Annotated in this window: 24 protein-coding genes and 1 pseudogene; 14 read left to right on the top strand and 11 right to left on the bottom strand. The window is 53.0% G+C overall.

Going from position 1 to position 24,852, the window contains the following annotated elements; all coding sequences use genetic code 11:
• The 4 genes and pseudogenes from DW724_RS06570 to rplM all read right to left on the bottom strand — a co-directional run.
• Positions 1-227, bottom strand: a pseudogene (locus tag DW724_RS06570) (ParB/RepB/Spo0J family partition protein); the annotation flags it as partial.
• Positions 184-1,056 carry a ParA family protein gene (locus tag DW724_RS06565; protein WP_118761003.1) on the bottom strand — a complete coding sequence of 291 codons (873 nt, stop codon included), beginning with the start codon at positions 1,054-1,056 and terminating at the stop codon, positions 184-186. The pseudogene DW724_RS06570 and the gene DW724_RS06565, both read right to left, overlap by 44 nt.
• Before the next feature lie 465 nt (positions 1,057-1,521).
• Positions 1,522-1,929 (bottom strand): 30S ribosomal protein S9, encoded by a 408-nt coding sequence (rpsI, locus tag DW724_RS06550; RefSeq protein WP_110437409.1) that lies wholly within the window; start codon positions 1,927-1,929, stop codon positions 1,522-1,524.
• A 14-nt stretch (positions 1,930-1,943) separates the two neighbouring features.
• Positions 1,944-2,372 (bottom strand): 50S ribosomal protein L13, encoded by a 429-nt coding sequence (rplM, locus tag DW724_RS06545; RefSeq protein ID WP_116704844.1) that lies wholly within the window; start codon positions 2,370-2,372, stop codon positions 1,944-1,946.
• Between the two features lie 262 nt (positions 2,373-2,634).
• Between rplM and DW724_RS06540 the strand changes: the two genes are divergently transcribed.
• From DW724_RS06540 to DW724_RS06530, 3 genes are read left to right on the top strand one after another with little or no spacing between them, the layout of a single operon-like run.
• Positions 2,635-3,369, top strand: coding sequence for a tRNA lysidine(34) synthetase (locus DW724_RS06540; RefSeq protein WP_118761002.1), 735 nt, complete (start codon positions 2,635-2,637; stop codon positions 3,367-3,369).
• 36 nt (positions 3,370-3,405) lie between these two features.
• Complete coding sequence (locus DW724_RS06535; protein ID WP_117492061.1) at positions 3,406-4,143, top strand: LytR/AlgR family response regulator transcription factor; 738 nt, start codon at positions 3,406-3,408, stop codon at positions 4,141-4,143.
• A complete protein-coding gene (locus DW724_RS06530; RefSeq protein WP_118761001.1) occupies positions 4,140-5,408 on the top strand; it encodes a sensor histidine kinase in 1,269 nt (422 codons plus the stop codon). Before DW724_RS06535 ends, DW724_RS06530 begins: the two co-directional genes overlap by 4 nt.
• Positions 5,409-5,498: 90 nt before the next feature.
• Here DW724_RS06530 and DW724_RS06525 read toward each other — a convergent pair whose 3' ends face one another.
• Entirely contained in the window at positions 5,499-6,839 is a 1,341-nt protein-coding gene (locus tag DW724_RS06525; protein ID WP_110437404.1) for a butyryl-CoA:acetate CoA-transferase, read from the bottom strand.
• A 308-nt stretch (positions 6,840-7,147) separates the two neighbouring features.
• On the opposite strand from DW724_RS06525, the gene DW724_RS06520 reads away from it, so the two are divergent.
• The 10 genes from DW724_RS06520 (at position 7,148) to DW724_RS06475 (ending at position 18,021) form a co-directional block, all read left to right on the top strand.
• The gene (locus DW724_RS06520) at positions 7,148-8,014 is read left to right on the top strand and encodes a transporter substrate-binding domain-containing protein (protein ID WP_118761000.1); all 867 of its coding nucleotides are present in this window, start codon (positions 7,148-7,150) and stop codon (positions 8,012-8,014) included.
• Positions 8,015-8,114: 100 nt separating this feature from the next.
• Positions 8,115-8,753, top strand: coding sequence for an amino acid ABC transporter permease (locus tag DW724_RS06515; RefSeq protein WP_110437402.1), 639 nt, complete (start codon positions 8,115-8,117; stop codon positions 8,751-8,753).
• A gap of 12 nt (positions 8,754-8,765) precedes the next feature.
• Entirely contained in the window at positions 8,766-9,554 is a 789-nt protein-coding gene (locus tag DW724_RS06510; RefSeq protein ID WP_118760999.1) for an amino acid ABC transporter ATP-binding protein, read from the top strand.
• A gap of 285 nt (positions 9,555-9,839) precedes the next feature.
• Positions 9,840-11,021, top strand: coding sequence for a 4-hydroxybutyrate dehydrogenase (locus tag DW724_RS06505; RefSeq protein WP_227600691.1), 1,182 nt, complete (start codon positions 9,840-9,842; stop codon positions 11,019-11,021).
• A gap of 109 nt (positions 11,022-11,130) precedes the next feature.
• The gene (locus tag DW724_RS06500) at positions 11,131-12,576 is read left to right on the top strand and encodes a 4-hydroxyphenylacetate 3-hydroxylase family protein (RefSeq protein WP_118481065.1); all 1,446 of its coding nucleotides are present in this window, start codon (positions 11,131-11,133) and stop codon (positions 12,574-12,576) included.
• A gap of 117 nt (positions 12,577-12,693) precedes the next feature.
• On the top strand, positions 12,694-12,969 hold the full coding sequence (locus DW724_RS06495; protein ID WP_118730201.1) for a hypothetical protein: 276 nt from the start codon (positions 12,694-12,696) through the stop codon (positions 12,967-12,969).
• Positions 12,970-13,013: 44 nt separating this feature from the next.
• Positions 13,014-14,570: an acyl CoA:acetate/3-ketoacid CoA transferase gene (locus tag DW724_RS06490; protein WP_118760998.1), complete on the top strand. Its 1,557-nt coding sequence runs from the start codon at positions 13,014-13,016 to the stop codon at positions 14,568-14,570.
• Positions 14,571-14,759: 189 nt separating this feature from the next.
• Positions 14,760-15,947, top strand: coding sequence for an acetyl-CoA C-acetyltransferase (locus DW724_RS06485; protein WP_118760997.1), 1,188 nt, complete (start codon positions 14,760-14,762; stop codon positions 15,945-15,947).
• A 265-nt stretch (positions 15,948-16,212) separates the two neighbouring features.
• The gene (locus DW724_RS06480) at positions 16,213-17,031 is read left to right on the top strand and encodes an enoyl-CoA hydratase-related protein (RefSeq protein WP_118286159.1); all 819 of its coding nucleotides are present in this window, start codon (positions 16,213-16,215) and stop codon (positions 17,029-17,031) included.
• Positions 17,032-17,145: 114 nt separating this feature from the next.
• A complete protein-coding gene (locus tag DW724_RS06475; RefSeq protein ID WP_117492169.1) occupies positions 17,146-18,021 on the top strand; it encodes a 3-hydroxyacyl-CoA dehydrogenase family protein in 876 nt (291 codons plus the stop codon).
• A gap of 165 nt (positions 18,022-18,186) precedes the next feature.
• Here the strand turns inward: DW724_RS06475 and DW724_RS06470 are convergent, their stop codons facing one another.
• Entirely contained in the window at positions 18,187-18,714 is a 528-nt protein-coding gene (locus DW724_RS06470) for a spore maturation protein (protein ID WP_330426316.1), read from the bottom strand.
• 123 nt (positions 18,715-18,837) lie between these two features.
• A complete protein-coding gene (locus tag DW724_RS06465) occupies positions 18,838-19,422 on the bottom strand; it encodes a nucleoside recognition domain-containing protein (protein WP_118481063.1) in 585 nt (194 codons plus the stop codon).
• Positions 19,423-19,509: 87 nt separating this feature from the next.
• On the opposite strand from DW724_RS06465, the gene DW724_RS06460 reads away from it, so the two are divergent.
• On the top strand, positions 19,510-19,752 hold the full coding sequence (locus DW724_RS06460) for an AbrB/MazE/SpoVT family DNA-binding domain-containing protein (RefSeq protein WP_110437393.1): 243 nt from the start codon (positions 19,510-19,512) through the stop codon (positions 19,750-19,752).
• 67 nt (positions 19,753-19,819) lie between these two features.
• Here the strand turns inward: DW724_RS06460 and spoIIID are convergent, their stop codons facing one another.
• The 4 genes from spoIIID to DW724_RS06440 all read right to left on the bottom strand — a co-directional run bounded on the left by spoIIID (position 19,820) and on the right by DW724_RS06440 (position 24,535).
• Complete coding sequence (gene spoIIID, locus DW724_RS06455; RefSeq protein WP_117492171.1) at positions 19,820-20,092, bottom strand: sporulation transcriptional regulator SpoIIID; 273 nt, start codon at positions 20,090-20,092, stop codon at positions 19,820-19,822.
• Between the two features lie 315 nt (positions 20,093-20,407).
• Positions 20,408-22,501, bottom strand: coding sequence for a recombinase family protein (locus tag DW724_RS06450; RefSeq protein WP_243105700.1), 2,094 nt, complete (start codon positions 22,499-22,501; stop codon positions 20,408-20,410).
• Between the two features lie 83 nt (positions 22,502-22,584).
• Positions 22,585-24,165, bottom strand: a complete 1,581-nt coding sequence (locus tag DW724_RS06445) for a relaxase/mobilization nuclease domain-containing protein (RefSeq protein ID WP_118761011.1) — start codon at positions 24,163-24,165, stop codon at positions 22,585-22,587.
• Entirely contained in the window at positions 24,137-24,535 is a 399-nt protein-coding gene (locus DW724_RS06440) for a plasmid mobilization protein (protein ID WP_022241051.1), read from the bottom strand. Before DW724_RS06440 ends, DW724_RS06445 begins: the two co-directional genes overlap by 29 nt.
• Between the last annotated feature and the right edge of the window lie 317 nt (positions 24,536-24,852).

The raw sequence follows: 24,852 nt of genomic DNA, 5'->3' as shown, positions 1-24,852 counted from the left end.
TCAGGTCTTGCAATCGCCGGAACCAGCACACCATACTGCCGGATACTGTCCGCAGTTTCCATCATGGATTCATCATCCTTGACTTTGAATGGGTGGTTCCTAAAGGGATGCAGCTCAGACAGCGGAATCTCCTGAATCTTTTCCAGCTTTGCATCTTGACGGCCTTCTTCGGTGGAGAATAGATCATCTACCGAGGCCAGCTCTATTTTTTTCGCGCTGCTTTTCAAGTTTCAACACCTCCTTCGTCAGATTTCGATACCCCTCTGCCACTTTGCCGCCAGGGTCATGGGCGAAAATACTTTTTCCCTCTGCGCTAATTTCCTTTTCCCGGACAGAGTGGGGGATCTCTGTGCCGAATACTTTGATCTTGCTGCCATAGGTCTCACGCAGGAGCGCGGAGATCTCTTTGGCAAAGTTGGTTCGGCTGTCCACCATCGTCAGCAGGATACCGTCTATCTGGAGCTTGGGGTTGATCTGCCGCTTTACCTTGTTTACCGTGGAGAGCAGCTGTTCCAGCCCTTTGGCGGGCAGATACTCCGCCTGAACGGGAATGATGATCCTGTTCGCAGCGGCCAGCGCATTGACTGTGAGCATACCCAGGGAGGGCTGGCAGTCGATGAGGATATGGGAGTATTGCCCCTTCAGCGTGTCCAGATATTGCCGCAAGATAGTCTCACGGCTCATGGCGTTTACCAGGGATACCTCCATACCGGATAACTGGATGTCCGCAGGCATCAGGTCTACACCCTCTGGGTGGTGCAGGATACCCTCGCCGGGACGAAGCGGCTCATCCATCAGGATACGCCCCATAGCGTCCGACAGCGTAAAGGGCAGCTTGTCAGGCTGTGGATTGCCCAAGCTAATCGTCAGACTCCCTTGCGGATCTCCGTCGATCAGCAGGACTTTCTTCCCAGCCTGTGCCAGCCCGATTCCCAAGTTGGCACAGGTCGTTGTCTTGCCAACGCTTCTCCGCTCCCGCTCCGGTCGGCGCTGAACATGTGCCACTGGCACATAGCGCCCTTTCTGGTTGGCAATGGCGATGATTTGCGTGTTCATTGACTTCACCTCATTTCTGATTGTTGCTGTTGTTTCTGGAAATAGAAAAAGCCGCCACTTCAAAATTAACAGTGAAGTGACGGCTCTTTCTATCGCCGGAATACGAGTTCCTGAAATGAAAAAAGCACCCAGCATTTATACTGTGTGCTACATCAAATTCATATTCAATTATTCAAATTAGCTCAAACTATGCCAAACTGCCACAGCCAAAAAACGAGGGAAAGGAGGGCTGAAAAGCACCCCAAAAATCGGCTCTCGGTTAACCACTTTGGGAACCACTTCCCCCTCTTTTCGCCCTCTTTTTGGCCAGTTAACCACTTGCGGACCACTAAAAATTGGATGAAATCGGCTCTCGTTTTGCCAAATTTGGTCAAACCATATCAGCCCGTTTAGATATAGCAAAAGCCCGGAAAACCTTGATTTTCCGGGCTTTTTGAACCATTTTGATATTGTCTGAGCAGTCGATTATCGCTTGCTGAACTGCGGAGCGCGACGAGCTGCTTTGAGACCGTATTTCTTACGTTCCTTCATACGCGGATCGCGGGTCAGGAAGCCGGCAGCCTTCAGAGCTGCGCGGTACTGGTCGGAATCAGCCTGCAGCAGAGCACGAGCGATGCCGTGACGGATTGCGCCAGCCTGGCCGGTGAAGCCGCCGCCGGTTACGGTGCACTCTACGTCGAACTTGCCCTCGGTGCCGGTTACTTCGAACGGCTGACGGCAAACCATCTTCAGGGTCTCAAGACCGAAGTAGTTATCGATGGTGCGGTTGTTGATCTTGATCTCACCGGTGCCGCCCGGGAAAAGACGAACGCGGGCAACAGAGGACTTTCTTCTGCCGGTGCCATAGAAATATGCCTTCTTAGGTGTATACATCAGTTAATCCTCCCTTACTTTTCCCAGTTCTCGGGCTTCTGAGCCTGATGATTGTGGTTCTCGCCAGCAAATACCTTCAGACGGGTAGCGGACTGACGGCCGATGGAATTCTTCGGCAGCATGCCCTTAACTGCGAGCTGCATAGCGAACTCCGGCTTCTCAGCCATCAGGGTCTTGTACTGAACTTCCTTCAGACCGCCGACCCAGCCGGTGTGATGACGATAGTACTTCTGGGTGAGCTTCTTACCGGTCAGAACCGCCTTGTCAGCGTTGACGATGATTACGAAATCGCCGCAGTCAACATGGGGAGTGAACGTGGTCTTGTGCTTGCCGCGAAGCAGCATTGCAGCGGTTGCAGCAGTACGGCCCAGCGGCTTGCCAGCTGCGTCCAGTACATACCACTTACGCTCGACATTTTCTGCCTTAGCCATAAAAGTAGACATGGTTTTTTCCTCCGTTTATATATATCAAAAATACTTTGACAACTGATTGATCGCTCGAAACGAGCATATTTATTAAAACACATCATTTTGCGCAAGTCAAGCGAAATTTTAAAAAAATATCTGCAATCCAATACATTCTCTTGTTTTCTCTTTTAATCTCTCTCATACTCCCGAATACTCACTTTGCATTTCATTTTTTGCATTTGCGATTTTTGACGTTTTCTGATAAATTTTAATATGTACGATCAAAAAGGAGACTGTTATGCAGAAAATGCTTTCCTATGTCCGCCGTGCGGTGGACCATTACCATATGATAGATGAGGACGACAGGATTGCGGTCGGCGTTTCCGGCGGCAAGGACTCGCTCGCGCTGCTCGTGGCGCTCAGCCAGCTGAGCCGCTTTTATCCGCACCATTTTACAGTCGTGGCTATTACATTGGAGATGGGCTATGATGAGATGGACTTCTCCCCTGTGCAGACGCTGTGCGACCAACTGGGCGTCGAGTACATCCGCGTCCCCACCCAGATCGGCCCTATTGTGTTTGATATCCGCCACGAGGAAAACCCCTGCTCGCTCTGTGCCAAGCTGCGCCGCGGCGCTCTGCACGATGCCGCCCGCAAGGCAGGCTGCAGCAAGGTTGCGCTCGGCCATCACTTTGACGATGTAGTCGAGACCTACATGCTTTCCTTATTCTATGAGGGCCGCATTTCGTGCTTTTCGCCGGTAACCTACCTCGACCGCGCCGACATCACGCTCATTCGTCCGCTGCTGTATGTGCCGGAGCATTATGTGCGCTCGTTCGCCAAACGGCACGAGCTGCCGATCGTGCACAATCCGTGTCCGGCGGACGGCAACACCAAGCGGCAGGAGATCAAGGATTTGCTGAAAAGTCTCGAAAAGACCATGCCCGGTGTGCGCGAGCGCATTTTCGGTGCCATGCAGCGCTACCCGCTCGACGGCTGGGAACCGGACAAGACCCGCCGCGATTACAAATGATCTGTTCCCTGTATAAAAAGAAAGGAAATGAGAACCATGATCCAGATTGGCTTCTGCGACGACGATCCCAGCGTGCTCGATGAACTGCACGAGCTGCTCGGCAGCTACCGTGCGGAACACAACGCCGATATCGCCCCGACAGCCTTCCAAAGCCCGTTCGAGCTGCTGGCGTCCATTGAAAAGGGCGCACGCTTTGACATTCTGCTGCTCGATGTGCTCATGCCCGGCGAAAACGGCATCGAAGCCGCCCGTGAGATCCGTCAGTATGACTCCAACGTGAAGATCATCTTTCTCACCTCATCCGCAGAGTTTGCCGTGCAGTCGTATACGGTGGGCGCGTATTTCTATCAGCTCAAGCCGATCTGGCCAGAGAGCTTCTTCCGGCTGATGGATTCGGTCATTGCCGCCTGCTCGCGCGAGAGCAGCGCCAGCCTGATTCTGCGCTGCAGAACCGGCATCACGCGCGTTGAACTGGACAAGCTGGAATACTGCGAGGTCATCCGCCGTTCCCTGCTGCTGCACAAGACTGACGGCACCGTGCTCGAGGCCGCCGGCAGCATGGACAGCCTGTGCGAAAGCCTTGCCGAACACAGGAATTTTCTGCGTATTCACCGCTCCTACCTTGTAAATTTAGAGCATATCCAGACGATCACGCCGAAAACGCTTGTCATGTCCAGCCGTGCCGAGCTGCCCATTCCGCGCGGACGCTACAACGACATCAAGGATGCGTACCTTGAACACGCCTTTCAGAAAGAGCAGGTGTTCCTGACATGATCGCACTCGCTGTTGACCTTTGCAACTCCGTTGCCGTTACGCTGTTCGGCATCGCGCTCTCTGCGGCATTCTGCAATATCCACTGGACGCCCAAGGCGAAAAAGCGCATGCTGCTGTACACGCTGATGATCTTCTGCCTGTCCGGCATCGCCTACCTCGGTGTGGACCCGGGCTTCGGACGCTATCTGTATCCGCTGCACACCCACCTGCCGCTTGTGCTTGCGCTGTGCTCGCTCAGTCATGAACGCCTGTGGCCGGTGATTTCCGTGCTGACGGCGTACCTGTGCTGTCAGCTGCGGCGCTGGCTGGCGCTGATCGCGGTCGCCATCTTCTCCGGCGGAGACACCATGCAGTACGCTGTGGAAATGATCGTCACCGTGCCGCTGCTCATTCTGCTGCTCAAGACCGCACCTGCCATCCGGTCGGTGTCGCAGTATTCGCGGGCGGTGCAGTGTCAGTTCGGCATTGTGCCCGCGGTGTACTATGCGTTTGACTATGCCACCCGCGTTTACACCGACCTGCTGTTCTCCGGTTCGGCCGTAGTCGTGGAGTTCATGCCGTTCGTGTGCAGTGCGGCGTACCTGCTGTTCCTGATTCACATTTCCATAGAGCAGCACGCACGGCTGCATTTGGAGGAGCTGAAAAGCAATCTTGACCTGCAGGTGCATCAGGCCGTCCGTGAGATTGAAGCACTGCGTATCTCTCAGCAGAAAACCCGCGCCTACCGGCATGATCTGCGGCATCATCTGCAGTACATCACCGCCTGCATCGAGAATGAGCAGTATGAGCAGGCACTGCAGTACATTCACTCCATCAGCGAGGAAATCGAAGCCAGCCGCGTGACCGTTTACTGCGAAAACGAGGCCGCAAACCTGATTCTCTCATCGTTTGCCGACCGCGCCAAGGCGCAGGGCATCCCGCTTGCGGTGCATGCCGTGCTGCCCAATCAGCTGCCGCTTGCCGAGAGCGACCTGTGCGTGCTGCTCTCCAACGCGCTTGAGAATGCGATTCACGCATGCAGCGAGCGCGCGGACGGCATTCCCGGACACATTGAGGTGCAGACATACGAAAAAGCCGGAAAGTTCTTCCTGCAGGTTGTCAACGACTGCACGCAGCCGGTGCAGTTCAGCCACGGCGTGCCGGTCTCCAACCGCGCTGGACACGGCATCGGCGTGCACAGCATTTGCAGCATCGTCGAGCGATACGGCGGTGTATACAGCTTTTCGGTCAGGAATCAGCAGTTTATTCTGCGTATCTCTCTTTAATTAGATAAGAAAAAACGCTCTGTTTTCACAGAGCGTTTTCTTATAAACAGTAGCAAACACCGTGCGGAACTGGAGTTCCGCGACAGCATTTTATCTCTTATTAGAGCGCTTCCAGATACGCATCTTCTCCGCTTCCTGAATCAGCTGCTCGCGGAAATCCGGATGCGCAACCGAGATCAGAGCCTCTGCGCGCTGCCATGCAGTCAGACCCTTGAGGTTCACCTTGCCGTACTCGGTGACAAACCAGTGCGCGCACGGACGGGCATCGGTAACGACCGAGCCGTTCTCGAGCGTCGGACGAATTCGGCTCTCGAGCGTGCCGTCCTTCTTCTTAAAGGTGGACGAGCAGCAGATGAAGCTCTTGCCGCCCTTAGACAGATACGCGCCCAGAACGAAGTCCAGCTGGCCGCCTGCACCGGAAATCTGCTTGATACCGGCACTTTCTGCGTTCATCTGACCGAACAGATCCACATCCACGATATTGTTGATGGAAATGAAATTGTCGATCTGTGCAATGGTGCGCGCATCGTTGGTATAGGATACCGGTGCGGACATGCACTCCGGATTATCATTTACAAAATCGTACAGCTTCTGGGTGCCTGCGCCGAACGCGAACACCTGACGGCCGCGGTCGATGGCCTTCTTCGAGCCGTTGATCTTGCCTGCACGGGAGATGTCAACGAATGCGTCAACGTACATTTCAGTATGAACGCCGAGGTCCTTCAGGTCAGACTCCGCGATCATCGAGCCTACGGTATTCGGCATGCCGCCGATGCCCAGCTGCAGGCAGGCGCCGTTCGGGATTTCCTCCACGATCAGCTTTGCAACCGCCTTATCAACCTCGGTCGGCTCGCCGCCTGCGCCCATCTGCGGCATTTCGGTGTCGCTCTCAACGATCATATCCACCTGCGAAATGTGAATGCCGTCCTCAAAGCCGCCAAGGCAGCGCGGCATATACTTGTTGACCTCAACGATGATAACATCGGATACATCGCAGATGGCTTTCAGGTGCGAAGCCTGCGGACCGAAGCTGAACCAGCCGTGTGCGTCCATCGGCGCCACCTGAATCATGGCTACATTGACATGACGGACGTTCTCGCGGTACCAGCGCGGCATCTCAGAATAGCGCAGTGCGCTGTAAAAGCCGAAGCCCTCCATGCATGCCTTGCGCTCAATGCCGGACATGTGCCACGAGTTCCAGGTGATCTTGTCGGCTGCATTCGGAATATCGAATACCGCCGGTCGGCGCATGAGTACGCCGCCGCGGAAGTTTACGTCCTCCAGCTCGCCCATGCGGGCAGCAAGTGCCTTGTCCAGTGCAACAGGCGTACCCGTACACCAGCCGTAGTCTACCCAGTCACCCGATTTAACAACCTTAACGGCTTCATCCGCCGTTGTCAGCTTCTGCTGATACAGTGCAGTATAATCCACGCTGATTCCCTCCGTCTTACTTGTTCTTCATTGTTTATTCTTTAACAATCATGCTTACTTATGATTATAATCTTTTTTTGGGTACAGGTCAACACAGGTTCGCAAAAAAGAGTGAGAATCCGTCCCAACCGCTCCCCGTCCTCTTTTCCATATATTTCACCCTGTTATTTTAGATTTTGCACAAAATACCGCCCGATTACCCTTCAAAAATGCTGAAAATCTGCATGAAAATCAGGGGTTGATTTTCTGCGCTAAAGTGTTATAATAGTAAACAAGATATGAACCGAATTACAGGAGGTTTTCTAAAAATGAAGACGAAGAAACTTCTCGCACTGCTGATGGCAGGCGCAATGAGCGTATCCATGCTGTCCGGCTGCGGCGGCTCTGCTGCCAAGACCGACGACTCGAGTGCCGATGCGGCTGACACCTCGGCTTCCGCTGAGAGCGATATGGATTATGTAAAGAGCAACGGCAAGCTGGTTATCGGCATCACGGATTTCGCGCCGATGGATTATAAGGAAGACGGCTCGGACGAGTGGGTCGGCTTTGACGCGGACATGGCAAAGGCTTTCGCTGAGAGCCTGGGCGTAAAAGCTGAGTTCATCGAGATCAACTGGGACAACAAGATCATGGAGCTGGACTCCAAGGGCGTTGACGCTGTTTGGAACGGCATGACCCTGACCGATGAGGTCAAGACCTCCATGAACTGCTCCGACCCGTATGCAACCAACGCACAGGTTGTTGTTGTTCCGTCCGACAAGGCTGACGCTGCCAAGGACATCGAATCCATCAAGGATATGACCTTCGCTGTTGAGTCCGGCTCCGCCGGTGAGGCTGCTGCACAGGCTGCCGGTCTGAATGCAACCGCAGTTCAGTCTCAGGCTGACGCACTGATGGAGGTTGCCGCAGGCACCTCTGATGCCTGCGTGATCGACCTGCTGATGGCAGGCGCTATGATCGGCGAGGGCACCAGCTACCCGAACCTGACCTACACCGTAAACCTCAACGAGGCCAACGGCGAGGAGGACGAGAACTACGTTGTAGGCTTCCGCAAGGGCTCTGACCTGACCGAAGCATTCAACGATTTCTATAAGGGCGCCTACAAGGACGGCATTGTTCTTTCCTTCGCTCAGAAGTACGGCGTACAGGAAGCAATCGTAGATCCGGAGGCTTAATCTCCCATTCCCCAGTTAATATAAGGCAGAAGGCGGACTACCGTCTTCTGCCTTATGTGTCAAAAGAAATAAAGTAAAAAAGAGGTAAAGAGGAAACGACATGTTTGCCAATGTAACACTCAGCCTGATGGGCGGCTTTGTTACCACCGTACAGCTTTTCTGCCTGACGCTGGTATTCGCTCTGCCGCTCGGCCTGCTTATCAGCTTCGGCTCGATGAGCCGCATTACACCGCTGCGCGCACTCATCAAAATCATCGTCTGGATCGTCCGCGGCACGCCGCTTATGCTCCAGATCATCATTATCTACTATGGCCCTGCTCTGGTGTGGGGAATCAAGCTGCCGCGCTTCAGCGCTGCTCTGCTGTCCTTTGTCATCAACTACGCCTGCTACTTCTCGGAGATCTTCCGCGGCGGCATTCAGGGCATCCCGAGCGGCCAGTATGAGGCCGGTCAGGTGCTCGGCATGACCAAGAGCCAGATCTTCTTCAAGGTAACGCTGCTGCAGGTCATCAAGCGCGTTATCCCGCCGATGGGCAACGAGTTTATCAACCTTGTTAAAGATACCGCACTGGCGCGTACCATCGCGGTGTACGAGGTGCTGTGGGCAGGCGAAAAGTTCGTCAAGAACCCTGGCATTATCTGGCCGCTGTTCTACACCGCCGTATTCTACCTGCTGTTCAGCGGCATTCTGACCCTGCTGTTCGGCTGGATTGAAAAGAAAATGGATTACTTTAAATAAGGAGGAGCCGTTATGCCTATTCTGGAGGTACAGCACCTTTATAAGAACTTCGGCTCTACCAAGGTGCTCAAAGACATCAGTTTTACATTAGAGCGCGGCAAGGCGCTTGCCATCATCGGCTCGTCCGGCTCGGGCAAGACCACCCTGCTGCGCTGCCTGAATTTTCTCGAAACCCCGAATGAGGGTAAGATCATCGTAAACGGCGAGACACTGCTCGACGCTGCCGACCATGCCGCCAAGAGCGATGCGCAGATCCGCAAGAACCGTCTGCACTTCGGCATGGTGTTCCAGTCGTTCAATCTGTTCCCGCAGTACACCGCACTCGAGAACGTCATGCTCGCTCCCCTGCTGCAGGCCAAGGAACGCTCGGACTACAAACAGAAAAAACGCGAGATTCACGAGCAGATCGAGCACCGCGCCATCGAGCTGCTCGAGATGATGAGCCTCGAGGGCCGCATGAGCCACTATCCGCACCAGCTGTCCGGCGGTCAGCAGCAGCGCGTTGCCATTGCGCGTGCGCTCGCGCTCAAGCCGGATATCCTGTGCTTCGACGAGCCGACCTCGGCGCTCGACCCCGAGCTGACCGGTGAGGTGCTGCGCGTTATCCGCTCACTGGCGGACCAGCACACCACCATGATCATCGTCACCCACGAGATGGCGTTTGCCCGCGATGTGGCCGATCATGTCGTGTTCATGGACGGCGGCACCATCGTTGAGGAGGGCACGCCGACAGAGGTATTTGAAAATACGCATAACGAGCGAACCCGCGCATTTTTGAGCCGTTTTTCGCAAAACAGCTAAAGAACGGAAATTTATACAAAAACTTTTCGGTACTTTTCACCATTACCCCATTTACAAATCACAATAAATACGTTAAAATAGTCCCGTAATAAGATTGCGGGACTTTTTATTGTCTTTTTGTACAGGTTTAGTTGGTCAATTTTTGATGAAATTATTGTTTGTTTGTGTTGAAGTTTTGGCGCAAATTTGCTACAATAAGAACACAGGAAAAAACCACCCTGTAAAATCATGTAATAAAAAGCCGCACGGCCTTTTATAAAATTTTTGATTGGAGATGTTTCTACTATGGCTATGGATGCTTTCAGCGCCTCCCTGATGAAGGACAAGAGAGAGATCGTCATTGCCCCGACTATTTACAAGTTTGACACCTTTGGTGCTTTCGCTGAGGAGTTCAAGCTGGGCGAGCGCGACGTCGTTCTGACCAACGAATTCATCTACAAGCCCTTCATGGAAGAGCTTGGCCTCAAGAGCAAGTTCGTATTCCAGGAGAAGTTCGGTGCAGGCGAGCCTTCCGAGGCTATGATCGAGACCATGTACGAGGCTATTCCGTACGATTCCTACGACCGCGTAATCGCAGTAGGCGGCGGTGCTATCATGGACCTTTGCAAGCTGCTCGGCTGCAAGCGCCCGACCTCCGTACATGAGCTGTACTTCAAGCGCGAGCCTGTTGTACATGAGAAGGAAGTTATCGCTATCCCGACCACCTGCGGTACCGGTTCTGAGGTTACCAACATTTCTGTTGCTATCGTTAAGGACGAGAAGGACGGCAAACTGACCGGCGGCGATACCAAGCTCGGCCTGGTTTCCGACGACATCATCCCGAACAAGGTTTGCCTGGTTCCGGATCTGCTTAAGACCCTGCCGTACAAGCCGTTCGCAGCATCCGCTATCGATGCTCTGATCCACGCTACCGAGTCTTTCCTGTCCCCGCACCGCAAGACCGTTACCTCCGAGATGTTCTCCGTTAAGGCTATGGAGATGATCCTCGAGGGCTTCCGCCGCATCGCTCTGGAAGGCCCGGACGCTCGTATGGATTACCTCGGCGAGTTCGTTCATGCTTCCCTGTTCGCAGGCATCGCATTCCTGAAGGCTGGCTGTGCAACCGTACACGGCATGTCCTTCCCGCTCGGCGGCACCTACCATGTTCCGCACGGCGAGTCCAACTACGCTCTGTTCGGCAAGATCCTCGAGATGTACGACGAGTACGAGCCGGCTGGCGAGCTGGGCAAGTTCAAGGAAATCGTTGCTCGTTGCCTGGGCTGCACCAAGGAAGACGCTCTGCGCACCCTGAACGTAACCCTGGAGAAGGTTCTGCACCTGAAGCCGCTGCATGAGTACGGCTTCAAGGAAGAGGACGTTAAGGCATTTGCACTGTCTGTTGATGCAAACCAGCAGCGTCTGATCACCAACTCTTACCGTCCGTGGAGCATCGAGCTCAGCGAGCGCGTATACAAAGAGTGCTTCTAATTTCCGTATGTAACGCCTGAATAGGGCGGGGAGTCCCGTCTCCCCGCCCTGTTTTCTTTATTCATGTTATGTGCACCAAATTGTAATGAGAAAGGATACTTGATCACTTATGATGACCAAAGACCAGTACATTGAGTCCCTGCGCAAGCTGAACCTCAACCTGTATATGTTCGGCAAGAAGGTAGAGAACCCGGTTGACGACCCGGTTATCCGTCCTTCCCTTAACTCCTTCGCCGCTACCTACGAGCTGGCTGAGGACCCGCAGTATCAGGATCTGATGACTGCTACCTCCCACATCTCCGGCAAGAAGATCAACCGCTTCACCCACATGCATCAGTCCACCGACGACCTGATCAAGAAGGTTAAGATGCAGCGTCTGCTCGGTCAGAAGACTGCAGCCTGCTTCCAGCGCTGCGTAGGCATGGACGCTATGAACGCTGTATTCTCCTCCACCTACGAGATCGACGAGGCTTGCGGCACCAAGTACCACGAGAACTTCCTCAAGTTCCTGACCCGCGTACAGGATGAGGACCTCGCAGTTGACGGCGCTATGACCGACGTTAAGGGCGACCGTTCCCTCGCTCCGTCCAAGCAGGCTGATCCGGATCTGTTCCTGCACGTTGTAGAGCGCACCGCTGACGGCGTATACGTTACCGGCGCTAAGGCTCACCAGACCGGCTTCGTAAACTCTCACGAGGTTCTGGTAATGCCGACCATCTCCATGCGCGAGGGCGACGAGGACTACGCGATCTCCTTCGCAGTTCCGACCGATTCCAAGGGCATCACCCTGATCTACGGCCGTCAGTCCTGCGACACCCGCAAGATGGAAGAGTACAACGACATCGACGTTGGCAACAAGGTATACGGCGGCCACGAAGTTCTCGTTATCTTCGACCGCGTATTCGTTCCGAACGACCGCATCTTCCTCAACGGCGAAGTTAAGTTTGCCGGCATGATCGTAGAGCGTTTCGCAGGCTATCACCGTCAGTCTTACGGCGGCTGCAAGGTCGGCGTAGGCGACGTTCTGATCGGCGCTACCGCTCTGGCTGGCGATATGGCTGGCTCCTCCAAGGCTTCCCACGTTAAGGACAAGCTGATCGAGATGACCCACCTGAACGAGACCCTGTACTGCTGCGGTATCGCTTGCTCCTCTCAGGGCACCAAGACCAAGGCAGGCAACTATCTGATCGACCTGCTGCTGGCTAACGTCTGCAAGCAGAACGTTACCCGCTTCCCGTACGAGATCGCTCGTCTGGCACAGGATCTGGCAGGCGGCCTGATGGTAACCCAGCCGTCCGAGGCTGATTACCGCAACCCGGAGCTCAAGCCGTACATCGAGAAGTACCTCAAGGGCGTTGCTTCCGTTCCGACTGAGGACCGTATGCGTCTGCTGCGCCTGATCGAGAACATGACCATGGGTACTGCAGCTGTCGGCTATCTGCCGGAGTCCATGCACGGTGCAGGCTCGCCGCAGGCTCAGCGCATCATGATTGCCCGTCAGTCCAACCTTGAAATGAAGAAGGAACTGGCAAAGAAGATTGCTCGCATCAAGTAATCTCTGAGCAAACTATAGGCACTCATGGAGCACCCGTGAGTGCCTGTGTTTGTGTTATTACCCATTGTTTCCCTATGGTAACATTCGGAAATGCTACATAGAAAGGGGTTGTGCGCCTTGCTTCGCTGCACAGTAAAATTCTGCGGCGGCTGCAATCCGCGCTATGAGCGCGGCGATGCCTACAAGGCGATTTGCGCTGCCCTTCTGGATACCGCCTCATTCTCCTATCCGGAGGACGGTGTTCCATATGACGTACTGCTGATCCTGCGCGGCTGCACCGGCTGTCCGTATCTCTATGAGGAGATCGAAGCCGCGCACCGTGTTGTTGTTGCCGCGGCGGATGAGATTCCGCAGGCGATAGATAGAATCAGGTCTTTCACGTCGCAGGCGTGACCACTGTAAAACCGGTCGCACTATTATCAGGAGGATTGATAAACATGAAGAAAGTAAGCATCATCACCGCGGAGGAAGCTGCTCTGAAGGTTCAGGACGGCGATACCATTGCTACCGGCGGTTTCGTATCCTGTGCTTGCCCGGAGACCCTGTCCAAGGCTCTCGAGAAGCGTTTTCTTGAGACCGGCCACCCGCAGAACCTGACCCTGTTCTTTGCAGCCGGTCAGGGCCACCGCGATGGCACCGGCGGTGACCATTACGGCCATGAAGGCATGGTTAAGCGCGTTATCGGCGGCCACTGGGACCGTGCTCCGAAGCTCGGCGAGCTGGCTCTGAACAACAAGATCGAGGCTTACAACCTGCCGCAGGGCGTTATCTCGCACATGTACCGCGATATCGCTGCTCACAACATCGGCACCATCACTCACGTTGGCCTGAAGACCTTCGCTGACCCGCGCAACGGCGGCGGCAAGCTGAACGACGTTACCAAGGAAGATCTGGTAAAGATCGTTAACATCGAGGGTCAGGAGCGCCTGCTGTACAAGGGCTTCCCGATCAACGTTGTATTCCTGCGTGCTTCCTACTGCGATGAGTACGGCAACTGCACCGTACATCGTGAGATCGGTCCTCTGGACGTAACTGCTATGGCTCAGGCCTGCAAGAACTCCGGCGGCAAGGTAATCGTTCAGGTTGAGAAGATCGTTCAGGGCGGTTCTCTGGACCCGAAGCTGGTTGCTATCCCGGGCATCTATGTTGACTCTGTTGTAGTCGGCACCGAGGAGGAGAACATGCAGTGCCTCGGCATGCCGTACGACGGCGCGCTGACCGGCGAGTTCCGCATCCCGGTTGACGCTATCCCGCCGATCCCGATGGACGCTAAGAAGATCATCGCCCGCCGCGCTGCTATGGAGCTGCCGCAGGACGCTATCGTAAACCTCGGCACCGGCGCACCGGAGAAGATCGCTAACGTAGCTGCTGAAGAAGGCATCTCCGACAAGATGACCCTGACCGTTGAGGCAGGCTCCATCGCAGGTGTACCGTACGGCGGCACCCAGTTCGGCGCTGCTGCTAACGCACAGTGCATCATCCCGCACAACGTACAGTTCGACTTCTATCAGGGCGGCGGCCTTGACGTTGCATTCCTCGGCCTGGCTGAGACTGCTCCGAACGGCGACCTGAACGTATCCAAGTTCGGCACCCGTCTGGCAGGTGCAGGCGGCTTCATCGACATCACCCAGAACGCCAAGAAGGTTGTTTACTGCGGCACCTTCACTGCAAAGGGCCTCAAGACTGAGTGCAAGGACGGCAAGCTCGTTATCACCCAGGAAGGCGCTAAGAAGAAGTTCGTTAAGCAGGTTGAGCACATCACCTTCTCCGGCGATTACGCTAACGAGGTACATCAGCCGGTTCTGTACATCACCGAGCGCTGCGTATTCGAGCTGCGTCCGGAAGGCGTTACCCTGACCGAGATCGCTCCGGGCATCGACCTGCAGACCCAGATCCTCGACCAGATGGACTTCGTTCCGAAGATGGCTGACGAGATCAAGACCATGGACGCTCGCATCTTCCGTGACGAGCTGATGGGTCTGGCTAACGACTAATCAATTCTATTTGTGCAGATTACGCAAACGGGAACTGGACTTTTCATATAATTTTACAGAATCGACCAATTCCCCTTGCATTCTGCAGAATAGTTTGATAAAATATTAACGAACTCAAAAATCGAGTTTCCATCACCATGCGGCGGCATAGTTTTTTCGCCGCATCAGTAGAAAAGGAGAAACAGCTAAATGAACGTTTACATCTGTTCCGCTGCCCGTACCGCAATCGGCACTTACGGCGGCACCCTCCGCGATGTACACTCCTCCGAGCTTGGCACCGCTGCTGCAAAGGCAGCTATCGAGCGTGCAGGCGTTGACAAGGAAGCAATCGACGAGGTTCTGTTCGGTCAGGTACTGCAGGGCGGCGTAGGCCAGAACGTAGCACGTCAGGTTTGCCTGAAGTCCGGTCTGCCGATCACCACCCCGGCTATGACCCTGAACAAGGTTTGCGCTTCCTCCATGCGTGCCATCTCCCTCGGCACCCAGATCATCCGTTCCGGCGAGAACAAGATGATGCTGGTAGGCGGCTGCGAGTCTATGTCTGGTGCTCCGTACATCTCCCGCGATACCCGTTGGGGTGCTCGCATGGGCGACAAGAAGCTGGTCGACATGATGGTATACGACGGCGTATTTGATGTATTCAACCAGTACCACATGGGCATCACTGCAGAAAACGTAGCTGAAAAGTACGGCATCACCCGCGAGATGCAGGACGAGATCGCTCTCGCTTCCCAGCAGAAGGCAGCTGCTGCCATCGCTAACGGCCGCTTCAAGGACGAGATCGTTCCGATCGAAGTTAAGAAGAAGAAGGAAACCGTTATCTTTGATACCGACGAGCATGTAAAGCCGAACACCACTCTGGAGATCCTCGGCAAGCTGCGCCCGGCATTCAAGAAGGACGGCACCGTAACCGCAGGCAACGCTTCCGGCATCAACGATGCAGGCGCTGCAATGATCATCGCTTCCGAGGAGTTCGTTAAGGCAAACGGTCTCAAGCCGCTGGCTAAGGTTCGTGCCTGGGGCTCTGTAGGCTGTGATCCGTCCATCATGGGCGTAGGTCCGATCGAGTCCACCCGTCAGGCTCTGTCCCGCGCAGGTCTGACCGTTGCTGACCTCGACCTGATCGAGTCCAACGAGGCATTTGCTGCACAGGCTGCTGCTGTTAACCGTGAGCTTGGCTTTGATATGGACAAGGTTAACGTAAACGGCGGCGCAATCGCTCTGGGTCACCCGATCGGTGCAGCCGGCTGCCGCATCACCACCACCCTGATTCACGAAATGATCAAGCGCGACCTGACCATCGGTCTGGCTACCATGTGCATCGGCGGCGGTATGGGCGAAGCTATCATCGTTGAGCGCGACGAGCTCTGCAAGTAAGTCTTGCTATAGGGGGCTTCAAAAGCCCCCTATATACCAAAATCAGTTCCGTAGAAACTGATTTTGGATACCCGAACGACGCCGCCCAGGGCGGCTGGGTCGGGGTGTAAAAACCCACGCGCATGTCGCGGGTTTTTACGAACAGAAGCTCGCTTCTGTTCTATTTTGACTGCAAACATCCTTTGGATGTTTGATGGCCTCCGAATAGAGGTCAGCCTTGAGCGTTTTACGCTCATAGCACATATTCTGAAAGGAAGTCTTAAAAATGACTGACGTAGTAATCGAAAAAAAGGGTCATGTTGCGATCGTTAAGATCGAGCACATGAAGGCTATGAACGCTCTGTCCACCGACATGTACGCACAGCTGGAAGAGGCATTCGACGAGCTGGCTAAGGATCTGGATGACGTTTATGCAGTAGTTCTGACCGGTTCTTCCACCGTTAACAAGAAGGGCAAGACCGTTAACTCCTTCGTTGCAGGCGCTGACATCTCCGAGATGGCTACCAAGACCTGTGCAGAAGGCAAGCTGTTCGGCAACGAGTCCAACCGCGTTTGCTGGAAGATCGAGAACTTCAAGCGTCCGGTTATTGCTGCCATCAACGGCTTCTGCCTCGGCGGCGGCTGCGAGCTGGCTATGTCCTGCGACATCCGTCTCGCTTCCGAGAACGCTTCCTTCGGTCAGCCTGAAGTTGGTCTGGGCATCACCCCGGGCTGCGGCGGCACCCAGCGTCTGGCTCGCTTCGTAGGCGCAGGCAAGGCTAAGGAAATGCTGTACACCGCTCGCGCTAACTACACCGCTCAGGACGCTCTGGACATGGGCCTGGTTAACTACGTATATCCGCTGGAGAACCTGCTTGACGAGGCTGTAAAGCTGGCTGAGGAGATCGCTGCTCAGGCTCCGATCGCTGTTTCTCTGGTTAAGGAAGCTGTAAACGTTGGCATGCAGACCGACCTGAACTCCGCTCTGAAGTTCGAGGGCAACTGCTTCGCACAGTGCTTCGCTACCGAGGATCAGAAGTACGGCATGGCTTACTTCCTGGACAAGAACCGCGACAAGCCGGCTAAGGAATTCAAGAATAAGTAAGCATTGAGACAGTCGGACCGCACAATTCAAAACCAGATTGTGCGGTTTTGACTAGTCAATATTCGCAATACCTGTTCATCCATCCGCAAAGAGTGAGAGAGAGGTTAATTTAGCATGAAAGTTTGTGTATTCGGCGCTGGCAACATGGGCGCACGCATCACTGAGGTATTTCTGAACGCAGGTCATGACGTTACCATGATCGACATCAAGCCGGAGTTCACCGAGCGCGGCAAGACCGTTATCACACACGATTACGAGTTTCTCGTAAGCAAGGGCAAGATGACCGCAGAGCGCAAGGACGAGCTGCTCGCTTCCCTCAAGACCTCGGTTGACCGCAAGGACGCTGCCGATGCTGACTTCATCATGGAAGTTATTCTGGAGCGCATGGATCTGAAGAAGGACCTGCTGGAGGATCTGGACAAGATCTGCCCCGCTCACACCATCTTCGCTTCCAACACTTCCGGTCTGTCCATCACCGAGATGGCTGCCTGCATCCCGCACCGTTCGGATAAGTTCATCGGCTGCCACTTCTTCAACCCGGCTCAGATCATGAAGCTGGTTGAGGTTACCCGCGCGATCCAGACTTCTGACGAAACCTTCCAGACCGCATTTGACCTGATGGCATCCCTGGGCAAGACCCCGGTTGCCGTTAAGGAAGGTCCCGGTTTCGTTGTAAACCGCATCCTGATCCCGATGATGAACGAGGCAATGGGTATCGTTGCTGACGGCATCGCTTCCCCTGCTGATGTCGACGTTGCCATGCAGCTTGGCGCAGGCATGAAGTCCGGCCCGCTGCACACCGCTGACCTTGTTGGCCACGACGTAAACCTCGCAATCATGGAGACGCTGTACCGCGAGACCGGCGACCCGAAGTACCGTCCGCATCCGCTGATGCGTCAGATGGTTCGTGCCGGCTGGCTGGGCGTTAAAACCGGCAAGGGCTTCTTCGACTATGATGGTCCTTTCGGCAAGGAGATCGTGAAGAAGTAATCGCTTTACAATATAAAAAGCATCTGTGCTTCGGCATAGATGCTTTTTTATATTCTCAGTCTGTAAATTTTTTCACACATTGCACAAATATTGCAAGTAATGTTTATTTAATTCGCTAATTTTTGACATAAGCTATGGTAATTTTTTAACATACACGATATAATATTAACTGTATGGGAAATATAATCTAACCAGTACCGCAGAGGCGGTAAATGCTGCCAGATCACCGCACAATGCCGCGAGAACAGCATATCTGGTTCGGTTCAAACCAAGGTGCCCGCTGTACACGCTGATCGTGTACAGACTGGTTTCCGAGGCTCCCAACATCACTGCGGCCACGCGTCCGGCATAGCTGTCCGGTCCGCAGCGTCGTATAATTTCACTGCCCATTGCCAGTCCTCCTCCTCCGCTGATCGGCTTCAGCAGGGTCAGGGCTGTGCATTCTTTCGGTATGCCCAGTATACGCAGTGCGGGCGCGAGCACGCTTGCCGCAATATCAACGGCACCTGAGGCGCGCAGCATGAACACGACTGTCAGCATCCCGACCATAACAGGCAGTATCTGCACCGCGGTTTTCAAACCGACGGCTGCACCGCGCAGAAAAGTTGGAAATACGTCCACGCCTTTGCACAGCGCATACAGGCTGATTCCTGCCAAAAGTGCCGGAATAAGCGCGTTCTGCAAAATCTGCAACCATCTCCCTCCTTGTATTATTTCCCTCGCTTGGAAATTTTTTGATGATTGTTTGTTTGTTCGACAAATTTCTTGCTTTTCATGTGTGATAATACTACTTGTAAGGCGCACTTACCTGTCCCGCTATTCCCCATCCGGAAAAAATGGACGCAGCAGTTTACTGCTGAGCAGCACCGCCGCAACGGAAGCCGCAGAAGCTCCCCACACCGGCAGCATAATATCAAATGGCGCATGTGCTCCGCAAGCCGCACGAACCGCCGCCACCGTAGACGGAATCAGCTGAATTGAGGTTGCGTTCAGCACGATCAGCGTCAGCACGGTATCCGGCGCTCCGCTCCGCCCTGCAAGAACATACAGCCGCTCTGACGCACGCAATCCCAACGGCGTTGCCGCGTTGGATAACCCCAGCAAATTTGCCGTTACATTGGCGCTTACTGCTTCCATCGCCTGTTTATCCTGCGATGCGCTTCCGAACAAGGGACGCAGAACAGGTGCCATCAGACGGGACAGCCGCTCTGCCAGTCCGGAAGCCTGCAGCAGCTCCATCACACCGCTCCAGAAGCACATCAGCCCGGTGATACTGATCGCCAGCGTGATCGCTTCCGAAGCCCCTGTGGGTACCGCTGCCGTAACCTCTGCCAGCCTGCCCGTGACCGCACCGCATAGCAGCGCCATACAAAGGAACACCGTCCAGATAACGGACAGCATATCGTGTTCCCCCCTTCCGTCCAACATCCCAAGTGAGTGGGATTTGGTAATACATTTTTTATGATAAAGAAATGGAGTGTGTTGAAAATGAAATCCACCGGTATTGTTCGTAAGGTTGATGAACTTGGTCGCATCGTGCTCCCGATTGAGCTGCGCCGCACTATGGGCATCGAAGTAAAGGACGCTCTGGAAATCTACGTTGACGGCGATCATATCGTCCTCAAGAAGTACGAGCCGTCCTGCGTATTCTGCGGTAACGCAAAGGACATTATCCACTTCAAAGGTAAGAATGTCTGCAGCGATTGCGCACATGAGCTCGGTCTGCTTTAAGCCTTTACATAGCAACACTGTCACGCTGCTTCTGTTTGCCGACTTTCCGCTTGGAAAGTCGGTTTTTTTATTTTTCACCGCGTCGCTGCGCCGCTTCGGCGCGGTATTTCGCCTGTGTTGCTCTGCCGCCGCGTATGTGCCGCTCCTGCTTGTTCACCTGCAGAACGGTCTGTACGCGCTCATACAGCTCGGTATTCAGCTTTTGCAGGCGCGTTGTGATATCCTTATGTACGGTTGACTTGGATATTCCGAACCGTGCCGCAGTCTGCCGCACGGTGGCCTTCTGCTCGATCATGTACTGCGCCAGACGGATCGTGCGCTCCTCCGGTAAGCCCTTCACCGCTGTTTCCCTCCTGCCTGATGAGGTTTCATCTGTGACAGTGTATGTTGGTTCGGGGACGGTTAGAACGCATTTGTATCCGTTTGAGGGCAAAAGAAAACGCGCTGCTTACTGCAACGCGTCAGTCTGTCAAAAAAGTATTATTTTAATTTTTACGCTTCGTGCGGTAGCACGCATAAAATAGAATTTGCGAAGCAAATTCATAATTCCCGGGGGCGTGTACCTCGGGAATTATACAAGGGACGAAAAATTGTGCCCGCAAGGAGCGGTCCAATAAAACAGTATAATAATGTTTTCGGGAAGCGGCATGAGTAATCATGCCGCTTTTCCGTTCATAACGTCATAGAGTAAATTGGCGGGGAGTATGCCGATATAGTTGTAGCTGATCGTCACATCCTGCACTCGGTGTCCGCTGGACTTGTCCGGTGCATGAACATATACGGCATTGACCATATCGTTCAGAATTGTGGGGGTCAGCTTCTCCAAGTACAGGTATTTTTTTGCCTGTCGAATAAACCTATCAACATTCTCCGCTTGATCTTCTTGATTCTGTATTTCGTTTTCAAGCATTTCAATCTTGACTCTCAGGTCTGCCTGCTCCTGCTCATAATCATCAGCTAACATCTGAAAACGAGCTTCGGACAGTTTCCCGTTGACCATGTCCTCATAAATACGCTTGAACAATCTGTCCAATTCAGCCAGACGGTTTTCGGATTTCTGCAGGATTCGCTTCTTGGCAGAAAGTTCTTTCTTTGCTTCCTCGCTTCTCTTTGCACCCAACGCTCTGCGGAACGTATCTTCATAATCGGCAACACACCGTATCACCAACCTCATGTGTTGGAGTGTACCTTCTTCCAGCACCACGGCTCGGATGAAGTGAGTGTCGCAGACCTCCTTGCCCTTTTTACGAGAAGTGGAGCACACGAAGTGATCTTGTCTGGTTTCAAAACTGTTGCTGGTGCAGTAGTACAATTTCTCACCACAATCGGCACAGCGAACGAGACCGGAGAACATATTGGTCTTGCCTGTTCTGGCGGGTCTGCGTTTGTTCTTGCGAAGTTCCTGCACACGAGCGAAGGTTTCTTCGTCAATAATGGCTTCATGGGTATTCTCGAAAATCTTCCATTGATCGGGAGGGTTTTCGAGTTTCTTTTTGCTCTTGTACGATTGCTTGCGGGTTTTGAAGTTAACCATATGACCAAGGTATTCCCGCTTTTCCAGTATGCCGGTGATGGTGCGTGGTGCCCAATCGTAAGGGTTATCAGGTGTCTTTGCAGGAGCATTTCGTCCCATCTTCATCCAATGAACTGTCGGACAATCCACTTTTGCCTCTTTCAGCTTCTTGGCGATCTGAGAGGGACCGAAGCCCTCCATGCACCAAGCGAAGATCTGACGGACAACGGCTGCGGCTTCATCATCCACAATCCAATGTCTCTTTGGATTGTCGGGGTCTTTCATGTAGCCGTAGGGCGGGTTAGTAGTCAAATACTCACCAGATTCACCTTTCTGCTTCATAACCGCTTTGACTTTTTTACTGCTGTCCTTGACATAGAACTCATTGATGATATTCAAGAACGGAGTAAAATCGTTGTCCTGCTGATTGGCGCTGTCCACACCGCTGTTTACGGCGATGAAACGGACATCATGTTCTGGAAAAAGCATTTCCGTGTAAAGACCGACTTCCAGATAGTTTCTTCCGATACGGCTCATATCCTTTGCAATGATAACGCCGATCTTGTCGTCCTTTACCAGTTCAATCATGCGGTTCCAATCTGGGCGGTTGAAGTTAGCACCGGAGTAACCATCGTCCACGAAAAACTGGATGTTTCGTAAACCTTGTTCTTTTGCGTATTTCTTGAGAATCGCCTTTTGATTGACAATGCTGTTGCTCTCTCCTGTGAGTTCATCATCACGACTCAATCTACAGTAGATAGCAGTAATTTTGTCAGACTGCCTATTCATATCTTGTTCCTCCTTAATCGGCGGGCAGTCTGCCAATACAGGATTGCTTGTATATATCATATCACACATTCGTGAATAAATCCACCCTTTCATTAGAATATTTTTTGAGCATTTTAAATTTTCTTTTGCCATGTGGTCGAGTAACTTACTGGAAAGACTTCTTGTACCGTCGTAACTTCCGCTGAAACGGTAAGTAGTCTGACCGGAGCGGATGGTCATGGTGATCTTCGGCAACTCTGCCGCACAGTAATTACGAACGGTAAGATGCCCATCCTTGTTAAACAAGCGGTTCTCGCTCTGCTCACGGGATGTATGCTCCATTTTGAAATAGGGATCGGGATCGGAGAAGTGCGTACAAAGTGCATCATCCTGCGGTGCGGGCAAGGATGCCAGCCACTCGTTCAGTTCTTCGGGTGTCATGTCAATTGCCTTCTTATTTTTGTTCATATAAAAATCCTTTCTTTGCTTTGCTCGTGGTGAGTGGACAAAACGTCCACTCACCAGATAGGAATGGAATCGAAGGGAAAGAATTATCTTTTCTGTTCCTTCTTGTGTTCAATCTTTCTGCCAAGGGTCTGCTCCAAATTATGACGAATGGCATCAAGACGCTGTGTTTCTTCCTTAGCGGTCTGGTACTGGTTGTAAAGCTCGTTTTTCTCTTTGATAAGCTGCTCCACTTCCGTCTGCAACGCCTTGTGGCTCGGTAGCTTCTTCAAGCCTTTGGAATCAAAGTAGCGTTTGGCAGCGTGCAGAATGATGAAGTCGCTGTCATGCTCGTCACGATATTTCTGACGAGCTTTTTCATTCTTGCAGGCTTTCAGTTCGTCGATTACATATCGAGTCTTGTGATAGTTCAGCACATAATTACGGAACTCTTTCTTTTCTGCGATTGCGGCTTCCACAGATTTCATCTCTGTGCGAATATCACTCAGCTTCTCATGGGCGACATCGCAAGCAGCAGCCAATGCTTCGGGAGAATCAAATCCCATTTCCTTGTACAACAGATAGGCTCGGCTTGCGTTTTTGAGATTGTGTTTCTTTGCCCAATGCTCATAACCCTTACCTTTTTCCTTGGCGACATCCATATCCACCATACGGCTTACAGAGTTTTGCTGTTTGATAAAATCTTGCATGGTCGGTGCAGAATGAATGGGAGGCGTTTTCGTTCTGACCTGTTTTGCATTTCTGTCAAAGACGGCGAGCACAGTAGCTTTATCAAAATCGTCGCCCAGCTTTCGTGCCGTGATAGGCTTTGTGCGGTCTGGTGTGAGGTAGGACAATCTCCCTCGGCTTTCCTTGACGGTGATGCCACGGCGGAGAAGTTTTTCTGCAAAGTCCTCAAAGCTGACAGCATCGGAGAGTGCCATGCGGATTTCTTCACGGAGCTTGTCCTTGTCGGTTTCAAACTTTGTCTGTTTGACCGGCAAGCCTTGTTCGACAAGGACAGCGTTTTCTTCATCCAGTGCAAGTTGTCCTTTCTTCTTCGCCCAATACTCACGCTCGGTCACTCTTGTCTTACTTCCATTCAGCAGATCAATCTGATACAGACCTGCATCGTGGCACATCTCCATGACCTCGGAACGGAAGTATTCCATAGCTGCGTTGGTGCATCGGTGCTTCATGCCCGGTTGGGTGTCGCACGGTCTATCCATATACGGCATGAATGGAACTTCCATAATTCGCAGAGAATTGATAACGATGTGTACATGAACATTGCCGCTGCCGTTGTGCCCGTCGGGGTGTGTACAGACGATGGCTTGATGACCGGGAAAGTGTTTCTTGCAGAATTTCTCTCCAAGACTCTGTGCCAGATCTACGGTCAACCCGTGATCGGGAACATCCTTGGGATCAAAGCTGATGATATAGTGATGACTTTTGACATCTTCCCGTTTTTGATTTTTGCCATAGCGGAGGTTGGCTCTCAAACAGGCAATCGCAAAATCTTCGTCACCGCAGTTCAATGTAGAAATGCGGTAATTCTGTCTTGGGATAAGTCTGCCGTTTTCGTCCAGGGTGGGCTTCATGGTAAACTCGTCATGCTCAAAAGTGAGATAGGATTCAGCAGCAGAGTAGTTGGCATTTTTAGAGCTTATATGCTTGAACGTTGCCAACAGCATCACCTACCTTTTTCATCACTTCAAATTTCAGCGTGGCAAGATCAGCGGCAGCATCTTGCAGTTCTTTCGCCATAGCGGGATAGGGACTTCGCCATTCGTTGAGGTGTCGGGCAATCTGATTTAAGTTGTTACCGATCCTGCCGTATTCAGCGGTCAGTTTACCAATGGCTGCGAGCAGATCGTCGCTGACCAGAGTTGCCAAGATGGTCGGTTTGATGGTTGCGCCAGAAATCGCTTCACGGATAAACTCCGATTGATTCATGTCGTAAATCTCCAAGCGACGGAGAAGGTCGGCGTGTTCTTCATCGTCCAGACGGGTTTTTACGATGTGTGTACGTTTCGGTGTGTTGTAAGTTTTGGTCATTCGGTTCCTCCTTCATTTGTGAAAATGGTGATCGGCGGATGCCGTTGCTTCTGCCAAAGCAGAACAGATGCAGGGTTTGGGGGAAGGCACTCCCCAACAAGATTCCATGAAGGGCAAAATGAGCGATAGGCGAAATTTGGACCCATGGTAGAATCTTGCTCTACGCTACCCGGCCTTTTCGTTTTCACTGATTTTTCAAGTTCACGCATTTGGCGCTGAATCGTGTTTTGGAAAAATGACAAAACAAAAAGAGCCGATTACACAAAACATCAGAAATCGGCGGGAGCATCGCTCTCGCTTCAAAGTGATGTTCTATG

Origin of the sequence: Butyricicoccus sp. AM27-36 (genome assembly GCF_003480945.1) — a bacterium.
Classification (GTDB): Bacteria; Bacillota; Clostridia; order Oscillospirales; family Butyricicoccaceae; genus Agathobaculum; species Agathobaculum butyriciproducens.
The sequence above is the reverse complement of the archived record's forward strand: the minus strand, read 5'-3'. Positions and strand labels throughout refer to the sequence as shown.